This window comes from Mycobacterium sp. NGS64 (assembly GCF_059812245.1).
In genome coordinates this window covers 1,141,695-1,163,108 of sequence record NZ_JCALCI010000001.1, presented here as the reverse complement: position 1 = coordinate 1,163,108, position 21,414 = coordinate 1,141,695, and the positions used below count along the sequence as shown (strand labels likewise).

Annotated in this window: 20 protein-coding genes and 1 riboswitch; of the genes, 5 read left to right on the top strand and 15 right to left on the bottom strand. The window is 70.0% G+C overall.

The annotated features are described in order from the left end of the window. Positions 1–46 precede the first annotated feature (46 nt). Positions 47–541, bottom strand: coding sequence for a LysM peptidoglycan-binding domain-containing protein (locus AC5Y4S_RS05800; RefSeq protein ID WP_500030915.1), 495 nt, complete (start codon positions 539–541; stop codon positions 47–49). A 301-nt stretch (positions 542–842) separates the two neighbouring features. Between AC5Y4S_RS05800 and lexA the strand changes: the two genes are divergently transcribed. Then, positions 843–1,529, top strand: coding sequence for a transcriptional repressor LexA (gene lexA, locus AC5Y4S_RS05795; protein ID WP_068107248.1), 687 nt, complete (start codon positions 843–845; stop codon positions 1,527–1,529). 8 nt (positions 1,530–1,537) lie between these two features. Here the strand turns inward: lexA and AC5Y4S_RS05790 are convergent, their stop codons facing one another. The 7 genes from AC5Y4S_RS05790 to AC5Y4S_RS05760 all read right to left on the bottom strand — a co-directional run bounded on the left by AC5Y4S_RS05790 (position 1,538) and on the right by AC5Y4S_RS05760 (position 10,304). Beyond that, positions 1,538–3,712, bottom strand: coding sequence for an LGFP repeat-containing protein (locus AC5Y4S_RS05790; RefSeq protein ID WP_500030912.1), 2,175 nt, complete (start codon positions 3,710–3,712; stop codon positions 1,538–1,540). Positions 3,713–4,116: 404 nt separating this feature from the next. Further along, on the bottom strand, positions 4,117–5,277 hold the full coding sequence (locus AC5Y4S_RS05785) for an acyl-CoA dehydrogenase family protein (protein ID WP_500030910.1): 1,161 nt from the start codon (positions 5,275–5,277) through the stop codon (positions 4,117–4,119). A 95-nt stretch (positions 5,278–5,372) separates the two neighbouring features. After that, positions 5,373–6,800 (bottom strand): GTPase HflX, encoded by a 1,428-nt coding sequence (gene hflX, locus AC5Y4S_RS05780; protein WP_500030908.1) that lies wholly within the window; start codon positions 6,798–6,800, stop codon positions 5,373–5,375. Positions 6,801–6,846: 46 nt separating this feature from the next. Then, on the bottom strand, positions 6,847–7,719 hold the full coding sequence (gene dapF, locus AC5Y4S_RS05775) for a diaminopimelate epimerase (protein WP_500030906.1): 873 nt from the start codon (positions 7,717–7,719) through the stop codon (positions 6,847–6,849). A 4-nt stretch (positions 7,720–7,723) separates the two neighbouring features. Beyond that, complete coding sequence (miaA, locus tag AC5Y4S_RS05770; RefSeq protein ID WP_500030903.1) at positions 7,724–8,641, bottom strand: tRNA (adenosine(37)-N6)-dimethylallyltransferase MiaA; 918 nt, start codon at positions 8,639–8,641, stop codon at positions 7,724–7,726. Further along, positions 8,638–9,321, bottom strand: a complete 684-nt coding sequence (locus AC5Y4S_RS05765) for a class III extradiol ring-cleavage dioxygenase family protein (RefSeq protein ID WP_500030901.1) — start codon at positions 9,319–9,321, stop codon at positions 8,638–8,640. The genes miaA and AC5Y4S_RS05765 overlap by 4 nt, the downstream gene beginning before the upstream one ends. Before the next feature lie 20 nt (positions 9,322–9,341). After that, on the bottom strand, positions 9,342–10,304 hold the full coding sequence (locus tag AC5Y4S_RS05760; protein ID WP_500030899.1) for a DMT family transporter: 963 nt from the start codon (positions 10,302–10,304) through the stop codon (positions 9,342–9,344). A 522-nt stretch (positions 10,305–10,826) separates the two neighbouring features. Here AC5Y4S_RS05760 and AC5Y4S_RS05755 point away from each other — a divergent pair. After that, positions 10,827–12,158: a DUF349 domain-containing protein gene (locus tag AC5Y4S_RS05755; RefSeq protein ID WP_500030897.1), complete on the top strand. Its 1,332-nt coding sequence runs from the start codon at positions 10,827–10,829 to the stop codon at positions 12,156–12,158. Here AC5Y4S_RS05755 and AC5Y4S_RS05750 read toward each other — a convergent pair. From AC5Y4S_RS05750 to recA, 4 genes are read right to left on the bottom strand one after another with little or no spacing between them, the layout of a single operon-like run. Beyond that, positions 12,155–12,757, bottom strand: a complete 603-nt coding sequence (locus AC5Y4S_RS05750; RefSeq protein WP_500030895.1) for an Rv2732c family membrane protein — start codon at positions 12,755–12,757, stop codon at positions 12,155–12,157. The genes AC5Y4S_RS05755 and AC5Y4S_RS05750 overlap by 4 nt on opposite strands. Then, complete coding sequence (gene miaB / locus AC5Y4S_RS05745) at positions 12,745–14,250, bottom strand: tRNA (N6-isopentenyl adenosine(37)-C2)-methylthiotransferase MiaB (RefSeq protein WP_500032176.1); 1,506 nt, start codon at positions 14,248–14,250, stop codon at positions 12,745–12,747. Before miaB ends, AC5Y4S_RS05750 begins: the two co-directional genes overlap by 13 nt. A gap of 54 nt (positions 14,251–14,304) precedes the next feature. Continuing rightward, a complete protein-coding gene (gene recX / locus AC5Y4S_RS05740) occupies positions 14,305–14,823 on the bottom strand; it encodes a recombination regulator RecX (RefSeq protein WP_500030892.1) in 519 nt (172 codons plus the stop codon). Further along, on the bottom strand, positions 14,789–16,921 hold the full coding sequence (recA, locus tag AC5Y4S_RS05735) for an intein-containing recombinase RecA (protein ID WP_500030890.1): 2,133 nt from the start codon (positions 16,919–16,921) through the stop codon (positions 14,789–14,791). The genes recX and recA overlap by 35 nt, the downstream gene beginning before the upstream one ends. 166 nt (positions 16,922–17,087) lie before the next feature. Beyond that, positions 17,088–17,219, top strand: a riboswitch (cobalamin riboswitch). Between the two features lie 39 nt (positions 17,220–17,258). Here recA and AC5Y4S_RS05730 point away from each other — a divergent pair. After that, the gene (locus tag AC5Y4S_RS05730; RefSeq protein ID WP_500030887.1) at positions 17,259–17,930 is read left to right on the top strand and encodes a (2Fe-2S)-binding protein; all 672 of its coding nucleotides are present in this window, start codon (positions 17,259–17,261) and stop codon (positions 17,928–17,930) included. 110 nt (positions 17,931–18,040) lie between these two features. Here the strand turns inward: AC5Y4S_RS05730 and AC5Y4S_RS05725 are convergent, their stop codons facing one another. Further along, entirely contained in the window at positions 18,041–18,235 is a 195-nt protein-coding gene (locus AC5Y4S_RS05725) for a DUF3046 domain-containing protein (protein ID WP_500030884.1), read from the bottom strand. A 172-nt stretch (positions 18,236–18,407) separates the two neighbouring features. Between AC5Y4S_RS05725 and AC5Y4S_RS05720 the strand changes: the two genes are divergently transcribed. Next, entirely contained in the window at positions 18,408–18,908 is a 501-nt protein-coding gene (locus AC5Y4S_RS05720; RefSeq protein WP_500030880.1) for a PE family protein, read from the top strand. Positions 18,909–18,928: 20 nt separating this feature from the next. On the opposite strand, the gene AC5Y4S_RS05715 is transcribed toward AC5Y4S_RS05720, so the two are convergent. After that, entirely contained in the window at positions 18,929–20,095 is a 1,167-nt protein-coding gene (locus tag AC5Y4S_RS05715) for a glycosyltransferase (protein ID WP_500030876.1), read from the bottom strand. A 63-nt stretch (positions 20,096–20,158) separates the two neighbouring features. Between AC5Y4S_RS05715 and AC5Y4S_RS05710 the strand changes: the two genes are divergently transcribed. Beyond that, complete coding sequence (locus AC5Y4S_RS05710) at positions 20,159–20,590, top strand: limonene-1,2-epoxide hydrolase (RefSeq protein WP_500030874.1); 432 nt, start codon at positions 20,159–20,161, stop codon at positions 20,588–20,590. 4 nt (positions 20,591–20,594) lie between these two features. Here the strand turns inward: AC5Y4S_RS05710 and pspM are convergent, their stop codons facing one another. Beyond that, positions 20,595–21,404, bottom strand: coding sequence for a phage shock envelope stress response protein PspM (gene pspM / locus AC5Y4S_RS05705; protein WP_500030872.1), 810 nt, complete (start codon positions 21,402–21,404; stop codon positions 20,595–20,597). Positions 21,405–21,414: the final 10 nt, after the last annotated feature.

The window sequence follows — 21,414 nt, the reverse complement described above, 5'->3', positions numbered from 1 at the left end:
CACCTGCGGGGCCGCAGAACACCCCGAGCGTACCGCGACGCCGGTGTCAGCCGACCGGCGCGATCAGCGTCTGGCCGGCGGCCAGCGCCGGCGAGTTCAGGTCGTTGAGCTCGCGGATCCGATCGGCAACCTGGCGGGCCGGCGCGTCCGGCGCCACCCGGTGGGCGACGTCCTGCAGGGACTCGCCGGGCTCAACCCGCACGACGGCCAGCCGATCCGGCACGGCGGCGGCCGATCCCCCGGAGTCGCCGTTGACCGCCTGCCCGACGTTGGCGACCAGCCCCAGCCACAGGGTGATGACCCCGGCGACCAACGCCAGCCCCAGCGTCGTGGCCAGCGTGACGGGACGCCTGCGATGCGGGGCGACGGACATCGCGACGCCGGTGCCGTGGTAGCGCAGCGGCGCGCCGGCCGGCCTGGACGGGCCGGGCCGACGTGAGCCGGTCAGCCCGTCCCGCCTGGGGTAAAGCCCCGGCACCGGCCCGTTGACCGGGCGCCGAACGCTGCTGGTACGCGGCGAGACGGTGTAGGTGATTGTCATCTTGCGTTCCTCCGGTCAGGTTGTTCTCGCTCGTGTGTTCGACTATATCGCTCGTATGTTCGATGTCCGAACATTTGAGCGAAGCGTGTCGAGCAAGCAAAACGCTAGACCGCACCACCGACAAATCCGGAAGCGCGACCTCTGACATGCAGCACAGGTACCCGATCTCCGCAAAAGTTACACACATGTGATTCAGCAGCTATAGGGTCTTGACGCCCGCCGCCCAAGGGTCTTTGGGCCCCGGCGACACGCCATCGAACACATGTTTGATTCTTGGTCGTCCTCCCGCTACATTCAACCCATGAGCGACAGCAACGACACTCCCTCGATCAGCTCATCCGTCGATTCGTCGCTGACCGAACGGCAGCGCACCATCCTGAACGTCATCCGCGAGTCGGTCACCACCCGCGGCTATCCGCCGAGCATCAGGGAAATCGGCGACGCCGTCGGCCTGACATCGACGTCGTCGGTGGCCCACCAGCTGCGCACCCTGGAGCGCAAGGGCTACCTGCGCCGCGACCCGAACCGGCCGCGGGCCGTGGACGTCCGCGGCAGCGAGGAGACCACCGAGGCTGCGCCCGTCACCGACGTCGCCGGCTCGGACGCGCTTCCGGAACCCAGCTACGTGCCGGTGCTCGGGCGCATCGCCGCCGGCGGACCGATCCTGGCCGAGGAGGCCGTCGAGGACGTCTTCCCGCTGCCTCGCGAGCTGGTCGGCGAGGGCACCCTGTTCCTGCTCAAGGTCGTGGGCGACTCGATGGTCGAGGCGGCGATCTGCGACGGCGACTGGGTGGTGGTGCGCCAGCAGCACGTCGCCGACAACGGCGATATCGTCGCCGCCATGATCGACGGCGAGGCCACCGTCAAAACGTTCAAGCGCGCGGGCGGTCAGGTGTGGCTGATGCCGCACAACCCGGCGTTCGACCCCATACCGGGCAACGACGCGACCGTGCTCGGCAAGGTCGTCACCGTGATCCGCAAGGTGTAGCGGCCGGCTCAGTCGGCCTTGATGAAGCCGTTGGCCTGCGCGACTTCCTCACTGGCCAACCAGATTTCGGCCAGCGTGTCGTGGTAGAGCTCGCTGCCCGGGGTGTAGTACAGGCCGAAGCGGGCGCTGGCCTTGATCGGGTAGCCGTCGGGCGCCTGGTAGGGATCCTCCAGCGGCAGGTGGATCGTCGGGCGCCCACCGGCGACCGGGGCGGCGTTGGTCACATCGGCGGCCGATTCCGGCACGTCTTCCTCGTCCGTGGCCGCGTGGCGCCCGGTTCGGGGCTCCGTCGCTCCTAGCGCCCCCGCGGCGGCCGCGGCCTCGGCGGCGCCCTCCGGGGGTTCCGGCTCCGGATAGTCGGCGTCCGGTTCCTCGGCAACCGGCACCTCGCCGACGTAGGCGGCCTCCCGCGGGGTGCGCGGAACCGCCACGTCCGGGTAGCCGGGATCGGCGTACTCGTCCTCATCGTAGCCGGGCAGGTATTCGGTGCCCGTGTAGTCGACGTCCTCGGCGGCGACTTCGGGGTATCCGGCCTCCGCCTCGGGGACGTCGTCATAGCCGGCGTCCGCCAGCGTCGCGCCCGAGGCGAGGGGGATGGAATCGGTGTCCACCGCGTCGGGGTCTTCGTCCTCGTCGGCGGCCCTGGCGTCGGCCCCGCGGGTCCAACTGACTCGCTGCGCCGGCCCGGCATCGTCGGAAAGCTGATGCTCCGGCTGCTCCAGGCCGAACGGGGCGTAGTCGGTGGCCGCCTCCGCGTCGTCGTGGCCCCAGTGGCCGTTGCCCGGGGCGTCGTAGCCGGCGGCGGCCAGGTCGCGCTCGGGCTCGTAGGCTCCGGTGTCGCCGGCGCCACGCCGACGCCGGCGGCGGCGCCAGGTGAACGCCAGCAGCACCGCGAGCAGGATCAGCAGCAGGATCGGGATCGCGGCCAGCAGCCACCACCATTGCCAGGTGAACTTCTTGGCGTGCGAGGGCATCGCCGCGGTGCTCGGCTGGTTCTGCCCGGACACCTGCAGGCCGGACAGCAACGGAGCCAGGTTGGACGGGTCGGTGCTGAACGAGTTCTTCGCCCGGTTCCAGGAGATCTTGCCGCCGGTGAACTGCTGCGACACCACGTCGCCGTCCACGGCCTGGTCGCCGACCGGGGCGCCCAGCTTGCCGCTCGGACCGCGCAGCTTGTCCCACGCGGCCTTCATCGCGCCGCGCACGACGAACGCGCCGTGGTCGGAGGTCCAGAAGATGACCGGCTTGTCGGCCGCGGCGAACGTGGCGATCCGGCTGGCCGGGCCGATGCCGCCGTCGGCCTCGTTGGCGGTGGGGAAACCGAGGTCGCTGCCGGCCGGGCCGCCCAGCGACTCGTACTTGGCGAGGATGTTGGTCTCGAGGGCGTTGGCCCCGGTGGCCGGGCTGAAGAACACCTTCCCGTTCGCGAAGTTCTGCACGACCCCGTCGCCGCCGATGGGGTACGACCCGCCCTGCTTGGCGCCCAACGGGCCGCCGGCGCCGCCGGCCGCGCGCCAGGCCATGTTGATGGCCGCGTTCGGATCGATGGCTACCTGCAGGCCCTTGAGCTGGTCGGCCAGCGTCGCCGGGTTGGTGGTGAACTCCTTGGTTTTCCTGTTCCAGGAGATCTCGCCGCCGCTGAACTTCTGGGAGGTGACCTCGCCGGCGTAGGTTTCGTCGCCGACGGGCGCGCCGAGCACGCCACCCGAGCTGCCGAGCTTGTCCCAGGCGGCGTTCAGCGCGCCGCGCACCACGAACGCGCCGTGGTCGGAGGTCCAGAAGATCACCGGCTTGTCGCTGGCCGAGAAGGTGGCCACGCGGCTGTCGGGTCCGGCCAGGCCGGGCACCTCGTTGATGGTGGGGAAGCCGAGATCGCTGCCGGCGGGGCCGCCAAGCGACTCGTATTTGTCCAGGATCGGGCCGTAGACGAACTTGGCGCCGGTGTCGGTGGTGTAAAACATCTTGCCGCCGTCGAAGTCCAGCGCGAACCCGTCGCCGGCGGGATACACGTCGCCCTTGCGGGCGCCGAGCGGTGACGTGTCGCCGCCGGCCTTCTCCCAGGCGGCCATCATGGCGGCCTCCGCATCGCCGATCGGGGACGCCGAAGCGGCGGGGGCCAGCAGCGCGGCCGCCATCACCGCGGTCGCCATGCCGACCAGCGCGCGCCCGATCAGCCTGTGCATTCGACCTCTCTGCCCGTTCACCAAGCCTCCCAGGCCCGTATACCTGGCCATGCCGCACCCGCAGACCCGTTACGAACCGTGATATCGCCGGGCTCGCATAACTTTGCCCTTGCCGGGGAGAAATGCGAAGTCAAATCACAAAAATTGCGAAAACGGAGACCGCGCCGATGTCGAAATGATGCCGGAGCATGCCCGAACCGCGACCAACCACGGCTTCCGGCGCCCCGATCGCCCGTTTGCCGATGTGCCACGAGGCACTCGGTATACGAGAAACGCATGTGCCGACGGTACGTGAAGCCATTAGCTGGCCGTCAATCTAGGGGGCCAATAGACCAATTGGGCCTTTCATCATTGGGGGCCGTTGAACGGCCGCGCCTGGTGTCCTTGCGCGGCAACCACATTGCTCAGACGCCCAGGCTGCGGCCGATGATCTCCTTCATGATCTCGGTCGTTCCGCCGTAGATCGTTTGCACCCGCGCGTCCAGATAGGCTCGGGCGACGGGGTATTCGCGCATGTAGCCATAGCCGCCGTGCAGCTGCAGGCAGCGGTCGATCAGGTGCACCTGCTTCTCGGTGGCATACCACTTGGCCATCGCGGCCTGCTCGGCCGTCAGCTTCCCGTCCAGGTGCAAGCGGACGAACTCGTCGACCATGATGCGCACCACGGTGGCCTCGGTCGCCAGCTCGGCGAGCAGGAATCGGCTGTTCTGGAAGCTGCCGATGGGCTTGCCAAAGGCCTTGCGCTCCTTGGTGTATTGCAGCGTCTGCTCCAGCACGCCTTCCATCGCCGCGGCCGCCATGACCGCGATGTTGATCCGCTCCTGCGGCAGGTTCTGCATGAGGTAGATGAACCCCATGCCCTCCTCGCCGAGCAGGTTTTCCGCCGGCACCTTGACGTCGCTGAACGACAGCTCGGCGGTGTCCTGGGCGTCCAGGCCGATCTTGTCCAGGTGACGGCCCCGTTCGAAGCCCTCCATGCCGCGCTCGACCACCAGCAGACTGAAGCCCTGCGCGCCCTTCTCCGGGTCGGTCTGGGCGACCACGATCACCAGGTCGGAGTTGATTCCGTTGGTAATGAACGTCTTTGACCCGTTCAGCACGTAATGGTCGCCCTGCTTGACCGCGCGGGTCTTGATGCCCTGCAGGTCGCTGCCGGTCCCGGGCTCGGTCATCGCGATCGCGGTGATCATCTCCCCGGTGCAGAACTTGGGCAGCCAGCGCTGCTTCTGTTCCTCGTTGGCCAGCTTCAGCAGGTACGGCGCGATGATGTCGTTGTGCAACCCGAAGCCGATGCCGCTGTAGCGCCCGAGGGTGGTCTCCTCGGTGATGATCGTGTTGTAGCGGAAGTCGGGGTTGCCTCCCCCGCCGTACTCCTCGGGCACCGCCATGCCCAGGAAGCCCTGCTTGCCGGCCTCCAGCCACACGCCGCGGTCGACGATCTTCGCCTTCTCCCATTCCTCGTGGTAGGGCGCCACGTGGCGATCGAGGAAGCCGCGGTAGGACTCGCGGAACAAATCGTGCTCGGGCTCGAAAAGGGTGCGCTCGTACTTGATGGCACTGCCCATGGATGACCTCCGCTGACCTCCGGGCGAATGGGACTCTGCCGCCAAGATATACCAACCAGCCGGTTGGTCGGCGGCGGGCGGGCCGCGGCGCGGCGCTAGGGTGCGGCGAACTCGCGCAGGCTGGCGGCCAGCGCGACGGGAACGCGGGCGCGGATGCGGGTGCCATCGGCGTTGTGCTCCTCCTGCTGCACCCGCCCGCCGGCGTGCAGCCGGGCCACCAGGTCGCCGCGGTCGTAGGGGATCACGACGTCGACGGCGGTGTCGGTGGGGGCGGCGAGTTCGGTCATCCGCCGCCGCAAGGCGTCGATGCCCTCGCCGGTGTGCGCGGACACGAACACCGCCCCGGGCAGCCCGTGCCGAAGCTTGGCCAGCGCCAGGTCGCTCGCGGCGTCCACCTTGTTGACCACCAGCAGCTCGGGCGGCGAGTCGCCGTGATGGTCCGCGACGACTTCCGAGACCACCTGGCGGACCGCGTTGATCTGCGCGATCGGGTTGACGTCGGAGCCGTCGACCACGTGCACCAGCAGGTCGGCGTCGACGACCTCCTCCAGGGTGGACCGGAACGCCTCGACCAGCTGGGTGGGCAGGTGGCGCACGAAGCCGACGGTGTCGGTGAGCACGGCCGGCCGCCCGTCGGCCAACTCGGCGCGCCGGGTGGTGGGCTCCAGGGTGGCGAACAGCGCGTCCTGCACCAGCACCCCGGCCCCGGTCAGCGCGTTGAGCAGGCTGGATTTGCCGGCGTTGGTGTAGCCGACGATCGCGATGGACGGGACGTCGCTCGCCAGCCGGCGGCTGCGCTGGGTGTCGCGGGCCTGCTTCATGTCCTTGATCTCGCGGCGCAGCTTGCTCATCCGTTCGCGGATGCGGCGCCGGTCGGTCTCGATCTTGGTCTCACCGGGACCGCGCAGCCCCACGCCGCCGCCGCTGCCGCCGGCGCGGCCGCCGGCCTGCCGGGACATCGACTCGCCCCAGCCGCGCAGCCGCGGCAGCATGTACTCCATCTGGGCCAGCGACACCTGGGCCTTGCCCTCCCGGCTGGTGGCGTGCTGGGCGAAGATGTCCAGGATCAGCGCGGTGCGGTCGATGACCTTGACCTTCACCGCCTTTTCCAGCGCGGTCAGCTGCGCCGGGGACAGCTCGCCGTCGCAGATGACGGTATCGGCGCCGGTGGCCAGGACCACCTCGCGCAGCTCCGCGGCCTTGCCGGAGCCGATGTAGGTCGACGGGTCGGGCCGGTCGCGGCGCTGGATGAGGCCCTCGAGCACCTGCGAGCCGGCGGTTTCGGCCAGGGCCGCCAGCTCGGCCATGCTGGCCTGGTTGTCGGCGGCGGTGCCGTCGGTCCACACGCCCACCAACACCACGCGCTCGAGGCGCAGCTGGCGGTACTCGACCTCGGAGACGTCGGCGAGTTCGGTGGACAGCCCCGCGACCCGGCGAAGCGCCGATCGGTCCTCGAGGGCGAGTTCGCCCGCACTGGGCTCTAGATCCGGTTGGTCGGAAAAGGGAGTTTCGGGATTCGTCATAGGCAATTAGCAATAGTGCACGCTAAATCGGTGCAGCGCACCTGATTTAACGCTCCTGGGCGCGCCACCATTCCTCGCTGATCTCGCCGCGGGCCACCAGCACCGACGGTCCGCGCAAGTAGCTGGTGGCGTCGGTAACGGTGACGACGACGTCGCCGCCGGGCACCCGCACAGTGAGCGTCCCGGTGTCCGCGCCCCCGTCGGCCAGCGCGGCGACGGCGGCCGCGACCGTCCCGGTGCCGCACGAGCGGGTCTCGCCCACCCCGCGCTCGTGCACGCGCATCCGCACCATCCCGCCGACCGGCGACGTGAGCACCTCGACGTTGACCCCCTCGGGGAACTGGTCGTGGTCGAACTGCACCGGCGCGCCGACGTCGAGGGCCGCCAGCCCTTCGGCGTCGAGCTGCGGGTCCACGCAGGCCAGGTGCGGGTTGCCGACGTCCACCGCCAGCCCGGCAAACCGCCTGCCGCCCACTATCGCCTCCCCCGCGCCGAGCCGGTTCGCCTTGCCCATGTCGACGGTGACGTCGGCGTCGGTGTCGCCGGCGTGGTGCAGGATGACCGGGCGCGCGCCGGCCAGCGAGCCGACGACGAACTCGTCGCGGGATTCCAGGCCGGCGGCCCGCAGGTAGTGCGCGAACACCCGCACGCCGTTGCCGCACATCTGCGCGGTCGACCCGTCGGCGTTGCGGTAGTCCATGTACCAGTCGTCGGCGCCGACGCCGTCCGGCAGGCGCTCGAGCACGCCGGCCGCCGCCGCGGCGCCGGCGGTGGTGATCCGCAGGACCCCGTCGGCGCCCAGCCCCCGGCGCCGGTCGCAGAGCGCGGCGACCCGGTCCGCGGTCAGCGCCAGCGCGGCGTCGAGATCGGGCAGCAGCACGAAGTCGTTCTGCGTGCCGTGGCCCTTGGCGAAAATCACCAGTTCAGGATACGTGTCGCCACGCCCGCAACGCGGCGTCGACGAGCCCGGTGGCATTGGCGTCCAGCCAGTGCACCCGGTGGTCCCGGCGAAACCACGACCGTTGCCGTCGCACGTAGCGCCGGGTGCCGACGTAGGTCTGCTCGCGTGCGTCGCGCAGCTGGTCTTCCGAGCCGCCGGCGTCGAGGGCCGCCAGCACCTGCGCGTAGCCCAGGGCACGCGAGGCGGTGACCCCGTCGCGCAGGCCGTCGCTCAGCAGGCCGCGGACCTCGTCGACCAGGCCCTGCTCGAACATGGCGTCGGTGCGGCGGGCCAATCTCTCGTCGAGAAGCATTGTGTCGCAATCTAATCCGATGATGACGGTGTCCCAGCGCGGGGCGCCGATGCGCGGCGCGGAGGCGGCGAAGGGCTGCCCGGTGAGCTCGACGACCTCCAAAGCGCGCACCGTGCGCCGGCCGTCGGTGGGCAGGATCGCCGCGGCCGCCGCCGGGTCCCGGCGGGCCAGCTCGGCGTGCAGCTCCCCCACCCCCACCTCGGCGAGCCGCCGTTCCCAGCGGGCCCGCACCGCGGGGTCGGTCGCCGGGAACGACCAGTCGTCGAGCAAGGACTGGACGTAGAGCATCGAGCCGCCCACGATCACCGGCACGGCGCCGCGGGCGGCGATCGCTTCGATGTCGGCGGCGGCGGCCGCCTGGTAGCGGGCGACGGTGGCGGTCTCGGTGACGTGCAGGACGTCGAGCTGATGATGCGGGATGCCGCGGCGCTGCTCGACGGGCAGCTTGGCGGTGCCGATGTCCATGCCGCGGTAAAGCTGCATGGCATCGGCATTCACGATCTCCGCGCCGAGCCGCTCGGCAACATCCAGCGCCAGCTGCGACTTGCCGGTGCCGGTGGGCCCGATGATCGCGAGCGGTCGGTTCATGGCTGCCAGAAGCCGGCGAAGTAGCCCACGCCGTAGGGCGCACCCCGGTAGAGCTCCTTGGCCGACCGCGGCCCCGGCTCGGCGAGGCCGGCCAACACCCCGAACGCGACCCGCCCCAGGATCTGCGGCGGCAACTGGGCCAGGGCGGCGGCATCACCGTCGGCCAGCGCGTCGTCCAACGCCAGCTGCGCCTCGGCATCTTCCGGGCGATGGCCGCCGGGGGCCGCCGGTGTGAGGGTGTTCGCGCCGTCGGCCACCACCAGCACGCCGACGGGATCGGGCGCCCGGTCGATCTCCGCGCGCAGTCGCCGGCCGCGGTCCAGCGCCGTGGCGGCGTCGTGGTCGCCGCGGTAGACGTGGACCTGCACGCTGGCGTCGGGGCGGGCCTGGCCGCGCGCCCAGCCGGCCAGCAGCGCGCACACCGGGAGTTCGGCGGCCCGTTTGGCGTGCGGCGACAGCCGCACCGGCACGTCGACGCCGAAACCGGCGAACGTGCCGCTGCAGTCGGGGCCGACGACCTCGTCGGCCGGGCCCGTCCCGATCGCCACCCAGCGCGGCGGCAACAAGGCGGCCGCGGCCAGCGCCGCCGCGGTCAGGTCGGCCACCTCGGCGGCGGCCGCTCCGGCCAGCTCGGGAACGAGCACCGGCGCGGCGGGAACGATCGCGATGGCGCTCAGCACGCAACCACACTAACCAGGCGCTACGTGATCGTCGGGCTGCTCTCCGCCGTGGGCGGTGGAACCGGGGGGACATCGTGCGCGGCCAACGCCTCGCGCGCCTCCACGACGTCTCGGCCCACCTCCGCCGCGATCGAGGCGGCCTCGCCGCGCGCCAGCGCGACCGTCGCGATGATCACCAGGGCCACCGCCGAAACCAGCACGAACGCGGCGGGCCCCTTGGTGTAGAGCGTCTCGCCCAGCACCGTGACCCCGAGCACGCCCGCCACCACCGGCTTGGCCACCGTCATAGTCGGCAACGACGCGGTCAGCGCGCCCGCGCGGAAGGCGGACTGCTGAAAGACCATTCCGCACAGCGCGACCGCCAGCCAGGGGTAGAACTCGGGCGCGGTCAACACCGCACCCGCGCCCTCCTCGGCCACCTCGACGACGCCCTTGGTCAGCACGGCGAACAGCGCCAGCGAGGAACCCGCGACCACCGCGAGCAGCACCGCCGCGACCGGACGCCCCTTCCAGACCCGCGCCGCCAGCACGCACAGCACCAGCGTGGGACCCATCACCACGGCCACGATGAGCCACGTCTCTAGCGGCGCCCGCTGGTTGCCGGCCGTCGGGTCGCCGACGATGATCACCACCGCCAAGGCGGCCGCCAGCACCACCGCCCAGACCCACTCCCAGCGGGTCACCCGTTGGCTGGTCAGGCGCGCGTAGATCGGCAACGCGAACAGCAGCGCGGTCACCTGCAGCGATGTCACGAGGACCACCGACCCCCACGCCAGCGCACCGGCCTGCAGGCTGTAGTTGGCGATCGCGGCCAGCCCGCCCATCCACCACCGCTTGTCGCGCAACGACATGCGGAACAGCTCGAGGTGGCCGACTTCCTTGTCGGTGATCTCGTGCGCGGACCGCTGCCGGATCACGTCGCCGACCGCGGAGGCCAGCGCCGCGCACAAGGCGATCAGCGCGGCGATGTCAACTTTCGACATGGGGACCCCTCACCAGCGTTCCGCCCGAAAGCTGTTTGTACACGTGCCGTTACCTAACAATTCAACGACCACTGTAGTGGGGCGCGCCGGGGTCTCGACCCCAGCGAACCCCGGCGGTCCGTCGACGAACCGGGCCGCACCTGCGAAAAACCTCCGGGAAATCTTGCGATTCGGGCATCGCGATCACCCCTTCGGACGCCACGGCGAGAAAACGACCACCGGCCTGTGCCACCGTACCGGGCCGGGCAACGCCGCCAAATGGTCGGAGCGACGGTGGAATCGAACCGTTATCCCCGGTGCGCCGGGTCCCCGCCCAGGGCGGTGTGTGGGCCCGGCCCGGCGTTTGCGACGCTAGCCGACGCACGGCGAAGGCCGGGCGCGCCAAATCAGTAGGCGCGCTTCGCCCGCCAAGCTGCTTGAATACTGTTGGAAACGGTCAAAGAGCGTTAAGGGAGCCGCCACGCGCGGCAGGCGCGCGGAACACCACCGCGCGAAAGTTGCAGAAGGGTTGGTGACGAGCGCATGACGTCCGACGAGCCCGGCAGCAACGCCTCCCCCAAGCCAGTGCCGCGCCCGGGCCCGCGCCCCGGACCCCGGCCCGTGAGCCCGGGACCGCGACCTGTCCCAGTGGTCGCCCACCCGTCCAGCGATCCGCACCGGTTCGGCCGCGTCGACGACGACGGCACCGTCTGGCTGATCAGCTCGGCGGGCGAGCGCATCGTCGGTTCCTGGCAGGCCGGCGACCGCGAGGCCGCCTTCGCCCACTTCGGCCGGCGCTTCGACGACCTGAGCACCGAGGTCACGCTGATGGAGGAGCGGCTGGCGTCGGGCACCGGGGACGCCCGCAAGATCAGGGCGCACGCGTCGGCGCTGACCGAGACGTTGCCGACCGCGAGCGTTCTGGGGGACGTCGACGGGCTCGCGGCCCGGTTGGCCGGCCTGGTCGAGCGCGCCGACGCGGCCATCGCCGAGGGCCGCTCCAAGCGCGAGGAGCACCGGGCCGCCCAGACCGCCCGCAAGGAGGCCCTGGCCGCCGAGGCCGAAGACCTGGCCGCCAACGCGACACAGTGGAAGGCCGCCGGCGACCGGTTGCGCGCCATCCTCGACGAGTGGAAGACGATCAGCGGCCTGGACCGCAAGGTCGACGACGCGCTGTGGAAGCGCTATTCGGCCGCGCGGGACACCTTCAACCGGCGGCGCGGATCCCATTTCGCCGAGCTGGACCGGGAGCGGTCGGGGGTCCGGCAGTCAAAGGAACGGCTCTGCGAGCGCGCCGAGGAACTGTCCGATTCGACGGACTGGACCGCCACCAGCGCCGAATTCCGCAAGCTGCTCACCGAATGGAAGGCGGCCGGGCGGGCGACCAGGGAGGTCGACGACGCCCTGTGGAAGCGCTTCAAGGCGGCCCAGGATTGCTTCTTCACCGCCCGCAACGCGGCCGCGGCGGAAAAGGACGCCGAGTTTCGCGCCAACGCCACCGCGAAGGAGGCGCTGCTGGCCGAGGCGGAAAAGATCGACACCAGCAACCTCGACGCGGCGCGGGCGGCGTTGCGGTCCATCGCCGACAAGTGGGATGCCATCGGGAAGGTGCCGCGGGAACGCTCCGCCGAGCTGGAGCGCCGCCTGCGCGCGGTCGAGAAGAAGGTGCGGGACGCCGGCGACGCCGACTGGTCCGACCCGCAGGCGCAGGCCCGCGCCGAGCAATTCCGCACCCGCGCCGAGCAGTACGAACAGCAGGCGCAGAAGGCCGCGGCGGCCGGCCGGACCAAGGAGGCCGACGAGGCCAGGGCCAATGCCGAACAGTGGCGGCAGTGGGCCGACGCGGCCGCCGCGGCGCTGACGCGGCGGTCCTAGCCTTTCGGCGGGGCCTCGGGGTCATCTGGTTTGTCGAGGGTGTCCAGCAGGGTCATCGACTGCCGCGCTGCGGCGACCCGGCGCCGCTCCTCCTCGGCGGCCAGGTGCACGACGGTGCGCGCCCAGACCAGGCGGGCCCAGTGAAACGTCAGCACCATCACGGTGATCCACGCGACGATCAGCCCCACGCCCGGCCCGGGATGCCCGGCGGCCACGGTCTGGCGCGACCAGATCGCCAACAGCCCCGCGCCGCACGCGATCGCCGAGCCCGCCAGCGCCACCCAGGCCAGCGCCCAGCGCCGTGTCATCAGCGCCAGCATCGAAAAGCCCACGCCGAACACCAGCGCCAGCCACGCGAACACGCGCGAGGGGAGGGACACCGCGGCGGCGCCGGCGCCATGGCTGGAGAACAGCACGTCCCAGCCGCGCACGTGCCCGGTGTGCGGCAGGATGAACGACGCCAGCAGCACGAACACCAGGATCGCGACCACCAAAGCCCTTGGGCCGGGCTCGATCTCGCCGGCAACGCGGCGTTCGGCCGCCTCGATCTCTGCCCGCAGCGCGTCGATGTCGGTGTGTTCTTTCTTCATCGGGCACATCCCAGGGTTTCGAGCGGATCGGTGGCCGGCCCGACAGCCGGCATGCCTAGGCCGATCGTGCGCGGGCGCCGCCCGGCGGCGTGGGCGTCGCCGGCCCGGGTGCGGCGGTGGCGCAGGATGCCGGCGTCGGCGATCAGGTGGTGCGGCGCGGCCCCGGTGACCTCCGCGGTGACGATGTCGCCGGGCCGGACCTGATCGTTCGACGCATCGGAGCAGGCAAAGTGCACCAGTCGGCCGTCGCGCGCGCGTCCGGTCATGCGTGCCGTGCGGGCGTCCTTGCGCCCTTCGCCGGTGGCGACCAGCAATTCGACGGTCTGGCCGACCAGCGCGCGGTTGCCCTCCAGCGAGATCTGCTCCTGTAGCTCGACCAACCGCTCGTAGCGTTCCTGCACAACGGCTTTCGGTAGCTGGCCGTCGAAGTCGGCGGCGGGGGTGCCGGGGCGTTTGGAGTACTGGAAGGTGAACGCCGCCGCGAAGCGGGCCTGCCGAACGACATCGAGGGTGGCGGCGAAATCCTCTTCGGTCTCGCCGGGAAATCCGACGATCAGGTCCGTGGTGATCGCCGCGTGCGGCATCGCCGCCCTCACGCGGTCGATGACGCCCAGGTAGCGCTCGGCGCGGTAGGAGCGGCGCATCGCGCGCAGCACCCGGTCGGACCCGGACTGCAGCGGCATGTGCAGCGCCGGGCAGACATTGGGTGTCTGCGCCATCGCCTCGATGACGTCGTCGGTGAACTCGGCCGGGTGCGGCGAGGTGAAGCGCACACGTTCCAGCCCGTCGATGCGCCCGCACGCCCGCAGCAACTCGGCGAAGGCGCCGCGATCGCGGGGCTGCGCGGGGTCGGCGAAGGACACTCCGTAGGCGTTGACATTCTGGCCCAGCAGGGTGATTTCGAGGACGCCGTCGTCGACCAGCGATTGGACCTCGGCGAGGATGTCTGCCGGGCTGCGGTCGACCTCCTTGCCGCGCAGCGACGGCACGATGCAGAACGTGCAGGTGTTGTTGCACCCGACGGAGATGGAAACCCAAGCGGCATAGGCGGATTCGCGGGCGCTCGGCAACGACGACGGGAACTGCTGCAGCGCCTCGGCGATCTCCACCTGCGCGACCCTGTTGTGCCTCGCGCGGTCGAGCAGCGTCGGCAGCGATCCGATGTTGTGCGTGCCGAACACCACGTCGACCCACGGCGCCTTGCGCAGCAGCGCGTCGCGGTCCTTTTGGGCCAGGCAGCCCCCGACGGCGATCTGCATGTCGGGGTTGCCGCGCTTGCGCGGGGCCAGGTGGCTGAGGTTGCCGTACAGCTTGTTGTCGGCGTTCTCCCGCACGGCGCAGGTGTTGAAGACCACCACGTCGGCGTCGGCCCCGTCGTCCGCGCGCCGGTAGCCGGCCGCCTCCAGCAGGCCGGCCAGCCGCTCCGAGTCGTGGACGTTCATCTGGCAGCCGTAGGTGCGCACCTGGTAGGTACGCGCTCCCGAAACATCTCGGGCCACCATCGAAGTCACGGGGCCATGGTACGGCGACCTGGGTCGGCCGAATGAACCCGCAGCTTAGACCCGGCGGCGCTCGCGTTCGGCGGCCAGCTCGGCGAGCACCACCTCGCACGCCAGGTTCTGGCCGTAGCCGCGGCGCGCCAACATCCCCACCAGCCGGCGGGTCACCCGCGCCTCGTCGGTCAGCGTCTCGCGGCGCAGCTTGGCCCGCACCAGCTCTTCGGCCCGGTCCCGCTCGGCGGCGGCGTCGATCCCGGCCAGCGCGGCGCCGATCAGCTCTTTGCCGACGCCCTTGGTCCGTAGCTCGGCGGCCAACGCGCGTCGGCTCTTTCCCGCCTTGGCCCGCCGGGACTCGACCCACTGTTCGGCGAACTCGGCGTCGTTCACCAGGCCGACGGCGGCCAGCCGGTCGAGCACCCGCTCGGCGACGTCGTCGGGGTACCCGCGTTTGGACAGCTGACCGGACAGCTCGGCCCGGGTGCGCGATCTCGCGGTGAGCAGGCGCAGGCACAGCGCCCGCGCCTGCTCCTCGCGGGAGGGCTCAGAAGTCGACGGGGGCGGGGAGGACGTCTTCATCGGTCACCACGGCGCCAATGCCGAGCTTTTCCTTGATCTTCTTCTCGATCTCGTTGGCGATGTCGGCGTTTTCCATCAGGAAGGTGCGCACGTTCTCCTTGCCCTGGCCGAGTTGTTCGCCCTCGTAGGTGAACCACGAACCGGACTTGCGGATGAAGCCCTGGTCCACCCCCATGTCGATCAGCGAGCCCTCGCGGCTGATGCCGCGGCCGTAGAGGATGTCGAACTCGGCCTGCTTGAACGGCGGCGACACCTTGTTCTTGACGACCTTGACCCGGGTGCGGTTGCCGACCGCGTTGGTGCCGTCCTTGAGCGTCTCGATCCGGCGCACGTCCATGCGCACCGACGCGTAGAACTTCAAAGCCTTTCCGCCCGTTGTCGTTTCGGGCGAGTTATGCACCATCACTCCGTCAACGAAGTAATTGTGATTGCCCTCGACCTCGATATCGAACCGATTCATCGACCGGGTGTGCGGTTTGACATGCACATCGAGAACGCGGGCCGGTACCAACTGCTGCGTGGGTTCGGCGAACTGTGGCGTCACCGTCCCCTGACCGCGGAAGCGCGGCAACAGCTTGTACTCCATGGACGGCGCCATGTACGGCGCCACCAGCTTCTGAAACTTCGCGGTTGCCGCGGTGGAGAACACCAGCACCGCCTTACCGGCTGAACCAGCCTGACGCAGACGCACATCCAAGCCGTACGTATCACACAGGTACTCACGCAACCGCGCACGGGTGCCTTCGCTCATGGCTTCGACGCAAATCTCGATGCGCCCGCTGCCACCTGCCGTACGCTCCTGCAATCCCTTGGAACGCAAGGTGAATGAGCCGTCATCCATGTACCAAATAGCCAGAGCCAGGGGCGTGAGCACCTTGAGATACTCCTCGGACAAGAACTTCTTGCCGTCCCCGAGATAGACCGCGCGCTGTAATTCAGCGAGCTCCGGCAGTGGGGTGAAGTCGACAAAGCTCGCGCCCTTTGCGTTCTCTCGCACCGAATGCCGAATGTTGCCCATTAATGCGGTCTTCCACTGCAGGTACTCCAACTGCTTGGCGCCGTGTCCCAGACGGAAACGGACCCCATTGCGATCGCGTCGGTTGGATGAGAGGTTCCCGTCACCCATCAGCGATCCCAATACCACCTGGAACTGCTGATCGCTGAGCAGATGGGGTTCGGTGGCCAGCACCCGGTCGCCTGCGATGAGGTCACCGGCTTCTGTCCAGCCGCCCGGTGTGCGAATGAGGTGGTTGGGCGTCGCGGCGAATTGCGACTTGCCGTTACCGCTGGACTTCTCGACGGTGAACTGGAGGAACTGTTCCGCCGGCCCGTTGTTGAACCAGCTCACAACCTTGCGAGGCACAACCTGGTCCGTCTTCGGGTCGTAGGACAGCACCTCGACGTCCATCTTGCTGTTGACTATCTTGCCGATCTTTTCGGTGGTGCCATCTGCAAGAGTCACTCGGGTCGAATAGTTCATGCACCCAAACATCACGCCGATCTTCTCCCGGAGCTGGTTGATGAAGATCGCCGTGGTTCCCGAGTTGTTGAGCGCGCCGGTCATCTTGCGCAGCGCCTGACTCATCAGCCGGGCCTGCAGCCCGACGTGGCTGTCGCCCATCTCGCCCTCGAGCTCCGCGCGCGGCACCAGGGCCGCCACCGAGTCGATGACCAGGATGTCCAGGGCGCCGGAACGGATCAGCATGTCGGCGATCTCGAGCGCCTGCTCACCGGTGTCCGGCTGGCTGACCAGCAGCGAGTCGGTGTCGACGCCGAGCTTCTTGGCGTAATCCGGGTCCAGGGCGTGCTCGGCGTCGATGAACGCCGCGACGCCGCCGGCGGCCTGGGCGTTGGCCACCGCGTGCAGCGCGACGGTGGTCTTACCCGAGGATTCCGGGCCGTAGATCTCCACGACCCGGCCGCGTGGCAGGCCGCCGATGCCCAATGCCACGTCCAGTGCGATGGATCCGGTCGGGATGACCGAGATCGGCTGGCGCATCTCGTCGCCGAGACGCATCACCGAGCCTTTGCCGTAGCTCTTCTCGATCTGGGCCATCGCCAGCTCGAGGGCCTTCTCGCGGTCGGGGGCTTGCGTCATGATGCCTCTTCCTATCGTCGTTGGGTTCTTCTGACCGGTATCGGTCGGTTGGCGGTGACCCTAGGCGCGGGGTCCGACAAGTCCCCGAACGCTCACCACAGTAGCCGAACACCTGTTCGATTCAAGGTGACACGCCGGGCGTCCGATGGCGTGTGGCAACATTTGCTACCGACAAGGCGCTGACGGGGCTGACAACCTGAGGAAACCGGTGCGAATCCGGTGCGGTCCCGCCACTGTGATCGGGGACGGACACGTCCCGACCCGAGAGCCAGATACTCACCGTCAGCGCTTCCTCACGAGAACTGGGGCGGATTTCCCCAGAGAGGGTTGGTTGCGCATGGACATTTCTGCCGAGCTGGCCGAAATATCTTCCTACAAAAGGTTTTTCACGTTCACGGTGGGCGGCGACGCGGCCGGGTGGCATCCGGTCGGGCAGTCATACGCCGACGGGTTCGCCGACCTGATCGAGGCGACCGCGCAGCGCTATCACACGTCGGACCTGCGGATCGCCGCCTCGCTGGTTCACCTCGGCCACGCCACGCGGTTGTGGTCGCCGGTGCTGGCGTGTGCGCTGGGCCACGGCGTGATCCCCGATCTCAAATGCCTGCAGCGCGCCGACGACGGGGCGCAGCTGCGCATGCCCGAGCCCGTCGGGCAGGCCGTCGACCGCCCGTCGGCGAAGTTGCTGTACCGCCTCGTCGTCCGGGGACACATGAAACCGTTCGCCGCCGGCCTGCGGGTCAAGCTGGCGCCCGCCCTGCTGGCGGGCAACATCGCGTCCGCGCTGGTCGGAGCGTCCCGGGCGCTGCTCGTTGCGCGTCCCGACCTGCGGCCCGCGATCGTCGAGATGACCGAGTCGCTGCTGGACACTGGCATGCTGGCCGGGTCCGGCGTGATCACCGGCTCGCATCTGGGCTTCCGGCGTCGCAGCTGTTGCCTGTTCTATCGCGTGCCCGGGCGATCGGTCTGCGGCGACTGCGTGTTTCGGCGGGAGCGCCCGGGCCGCTGAGTGTGCAGCCAAGGTTTTGCGTGTGTATCCAGGGCGGTAAACAGGCCCGGATCGCGCCGCCAGCACATACTCAAAGCCGCCAGCTCACACTCAACGCCGCCAAAGCAAACTCACCACTGATCGCGCGGCACGTCGAAATCGGCGCACAGGGCGCGCCAGACGTCGCGGGGGTCGACCCCGTCCTCGATCGCCTGGGCGGCGGTGCGGCCGCCGAACCCGCTCAGCACGTGATCCACCAGCACCGACGCGCCGTAGGTGGATCCGAACCGCAACACAACCCGCTCGTTGAACTCCGTCAGCCGCACGCTCGCCAACATACCGAGCCGGTCTTGCCGGCCAACGAACCTGGTGATCGCGCCCGCAAAACCGGCTGGGGCCAGCTGCCTGAATCCTTGTGCGCGCGGGCATTTCAGCGATTACTATCGCCCCGTCACCGATGGCGGCGACATTCTCGAAAGTGGCTGAATGGGAGGTCAGGTGTCGTTTGTCACCGTGGAGCCGGAGGCCCTGATGGCTGCGGCTTCGGATTTGGCCAATATCGGTTCGACGATCAAGTCGGCGACTACCGCGTCGGCAGGGCCAACCACGCAGATAACGGTCGCAGCCGAAGACGAAGTGTCGGCTGCAGTCGCGTCGCTGTTTTCCAGCCAAGCCCAAGAGTTTCAAACGCTGATCGGGCAGGCCGGGCGATTTCACGACCAGTTTGCCCAGGCGTTGAGCACGGGTGCCGGGGGATACACCGCCACAGAGGCGGCCAACTCTGCCTCCGTTATATCCAAGGTAGAAACGAAAATATCCGGACTAGAGGCGAAGCTAGCCCAGGAACGCGAGCAGGTGAAGCAAGAATGGGGGCAAACTGAGGAACGGATCAGTTGGCTGCGGAGGGAGCTTCGTCAGGAGATTGAGAAGAGCGGGGAACTGCGAGAAAGGCTGGCAAAGCTTGGACAACCACTACTGATCTTTGGTCGCCTGGCGTGAGCGGTTTGCAAGACGCTGAGCTACCCCGCTAAAGCCAGCGCTTCGCGGCACACCCGCACCGGGTCGGCGACGTCGGCAATGCCGGCGGCGGCCTGGCGCGCGGCGTTGCGGTAGCCGGGCGACGACAGCACCTCGCCCACGGCGGCCACCAGCGCGTCGGCGGTCAGCGGCCGGATCAGCCGTCCGCTCCCGTGGCGCACCACCCGGTTGGCCATCTCCCACTGGTCCCCGCCGCCGGGGACCACGACCAGCGGCACGCCGGCCAGCAGCGTTTTGCTCACGATCCCGTGGCCGCCGCCGCAGACCATCAGGTCGGCGTGCGCCAGCAGCTCGGACTGGCGCCCCAGCCCGGCCACCGCGTACGGCGGCAGCGTCAGCTCGGCCCCACCCAGCCGCGAGACCACCAGGCGCGAGCCCGCCGGCAGCGTCTCCCCGGGTATCAGGCACTGCAGCGCGGCCTCGGCCAGGCCCGACGTCCCGGTCGACGCGGTCGACGGCGCGACCACCACCACCGGCCCGGGGCCGGGCGGCACCTCGAGCACTCGATCGGTGGGCTCGAAGTGCAACGGCCCGACGACGACGGCCTCCTGCGGCCAGTCCGGGCGCGGCACCTCGAGGGCCGGCAGCGTGGCGATCAGGCGGCGCAGCGGCCCGGGGTCGACGGCGGGCAGCCCGATCTCGAGCCGGGCGGCCGCGCGCTGCTTGATGCCGGCGCGCCAGGATCGCCCCGTCAGCGCCCGCATGCTGGCGTCGCGCAGCCGGCCGCGGAAGCCGGTGCCCGGCGCCAGCCCGCTGCCGATCGGCGGCAGCCCCTTCGACGGCAGGTACAGCGGATGCGGGTTGAGCTCGATCCACGGGATCCCCAGCAGCTCGGCGGCCATCCCGCCGCCCGCGGTGATGACGTCCGAGACCACCAGGTCGGGCGCCAGGTCGCGCAGCGCCGGGACGTTGAGCACCGCCATCCGCGCGGCGCGGCGATGGATCCGGGCCCCGGCGTCGATGTCCTCGTCGGTGGCGGCCAGCCCGTCCAACTCGGCGGCGTCGATGCCGGCCGCGCGGGCGGCGCCTGTCCATTCCGCGCCGGTGAACAGGGTGGGCCGATCGCCCGCCTCGACGAAGCGCTGGCACAGCGCGATCGCGGGGAACGAGTGCCCGGGATCCGGCCCGGCGACCACGGCGACGCGCATCGACCCCACCCTGCCACAGCGCCGCGCCGCCACGCACAACCCCGGTCGAATAGGCTGGCGGCCATGACCGAGCTGACTGACACAGGCGTCGCGAACACCCGCACGGTCGAGGGTTTCCTGAACGCGCTTCAAGATTCGGACCTCGAGGCCGCCGAGGCCGCGCTGGACGAGAACCTCGTCTACGAGAACGTCGGCCTGCCCACGATCCACGGCCGCGCCCGGGCGATCAAGCTGTTCCGCGCGATGGAGGGCCGTGGGGCGTTCGAGGTGAAGATCCACCGCATCGCGGCAGACGGCGCCGCGGTACTCACCGAGCGCACAGACGCGCTGATCGTCGGCCCGCTGCGGCTGCAGTTCTGGGTCTGCGGCGTGTTCGAGGTGCACAACGGGCGAATCACGCTGTGGCGGGACTACTTTGACTTCTTCGACATGTTCAAGGCCACCCTGCGCGGCCTGGCGGCCCTCGTCGTGCCGTCGCTGAAGGCTTCGTTCTAAGCGTTCAGGCCTTCGGCAAGCCGCCCAGCTCGTCGAACGCCTGCGCCCAACCCAGCAGCCGATCGGTCGCGCCGACCAGCTCCTCGCGGTAGCGCTGGTGCGCCGCACCGGCGCCGTCGCTGTTCGCCGACGACACCAATTGCGCTGCGGCGGTGACCATTTCGTTGTACTGACGCACGCCGGCGCTCAACTGCGCGGTGAACGCGTTGATGGTGGGCACCAGATACGACCGCGACGACTCGGCGTACTGTGCCGCCCGCTCCATCGACACCACCTCGGCCGCGGTGGCCGCCATCGCCGCCGAGGTCTTGCGGGCCGCGGCGGTCAGATCACGGATCTCGTCGGTCGGCAGCATGGCGCCGCGCTCGATCACGCCCAACAGCGAGAAGAACCCACGCTCGGAGGCGCCCAGCGCGTACATCGCCGGCCGGGCGGCGGAGCCCGGCGGCGGCAGCCGGCGGGTGTTGGCGGGCCGCTGCGCCGGCAGCGGCTCGGCGCGCAGCCACCGGTACCGCAGCAGCAACAGCGTCGCCGGGATCGCCAGCACGACCGCGATGGCGCCGGTGACCTCCAGCAGCAGCGCGAACCAGCCCCACGCCGCCAGCACGCCGGTCACCACGATCCAAAACAGGCAGCCGACGCCGAAGATCACACCCCACCGCAGCGCCCTGCGGCGGCGGCGCAGCAACCGCGCCCGCGGATCGGCGGCGGCGCTGATCTTCTGGGCCACGAAGTCGGAAAGGTCGGCGGCGGTGTCCAATCCGCGTTGCAACGCCGCCCGCCATGGCGAGCGCTGAGCCGCCTTCACCGCCATCGCGAACCGT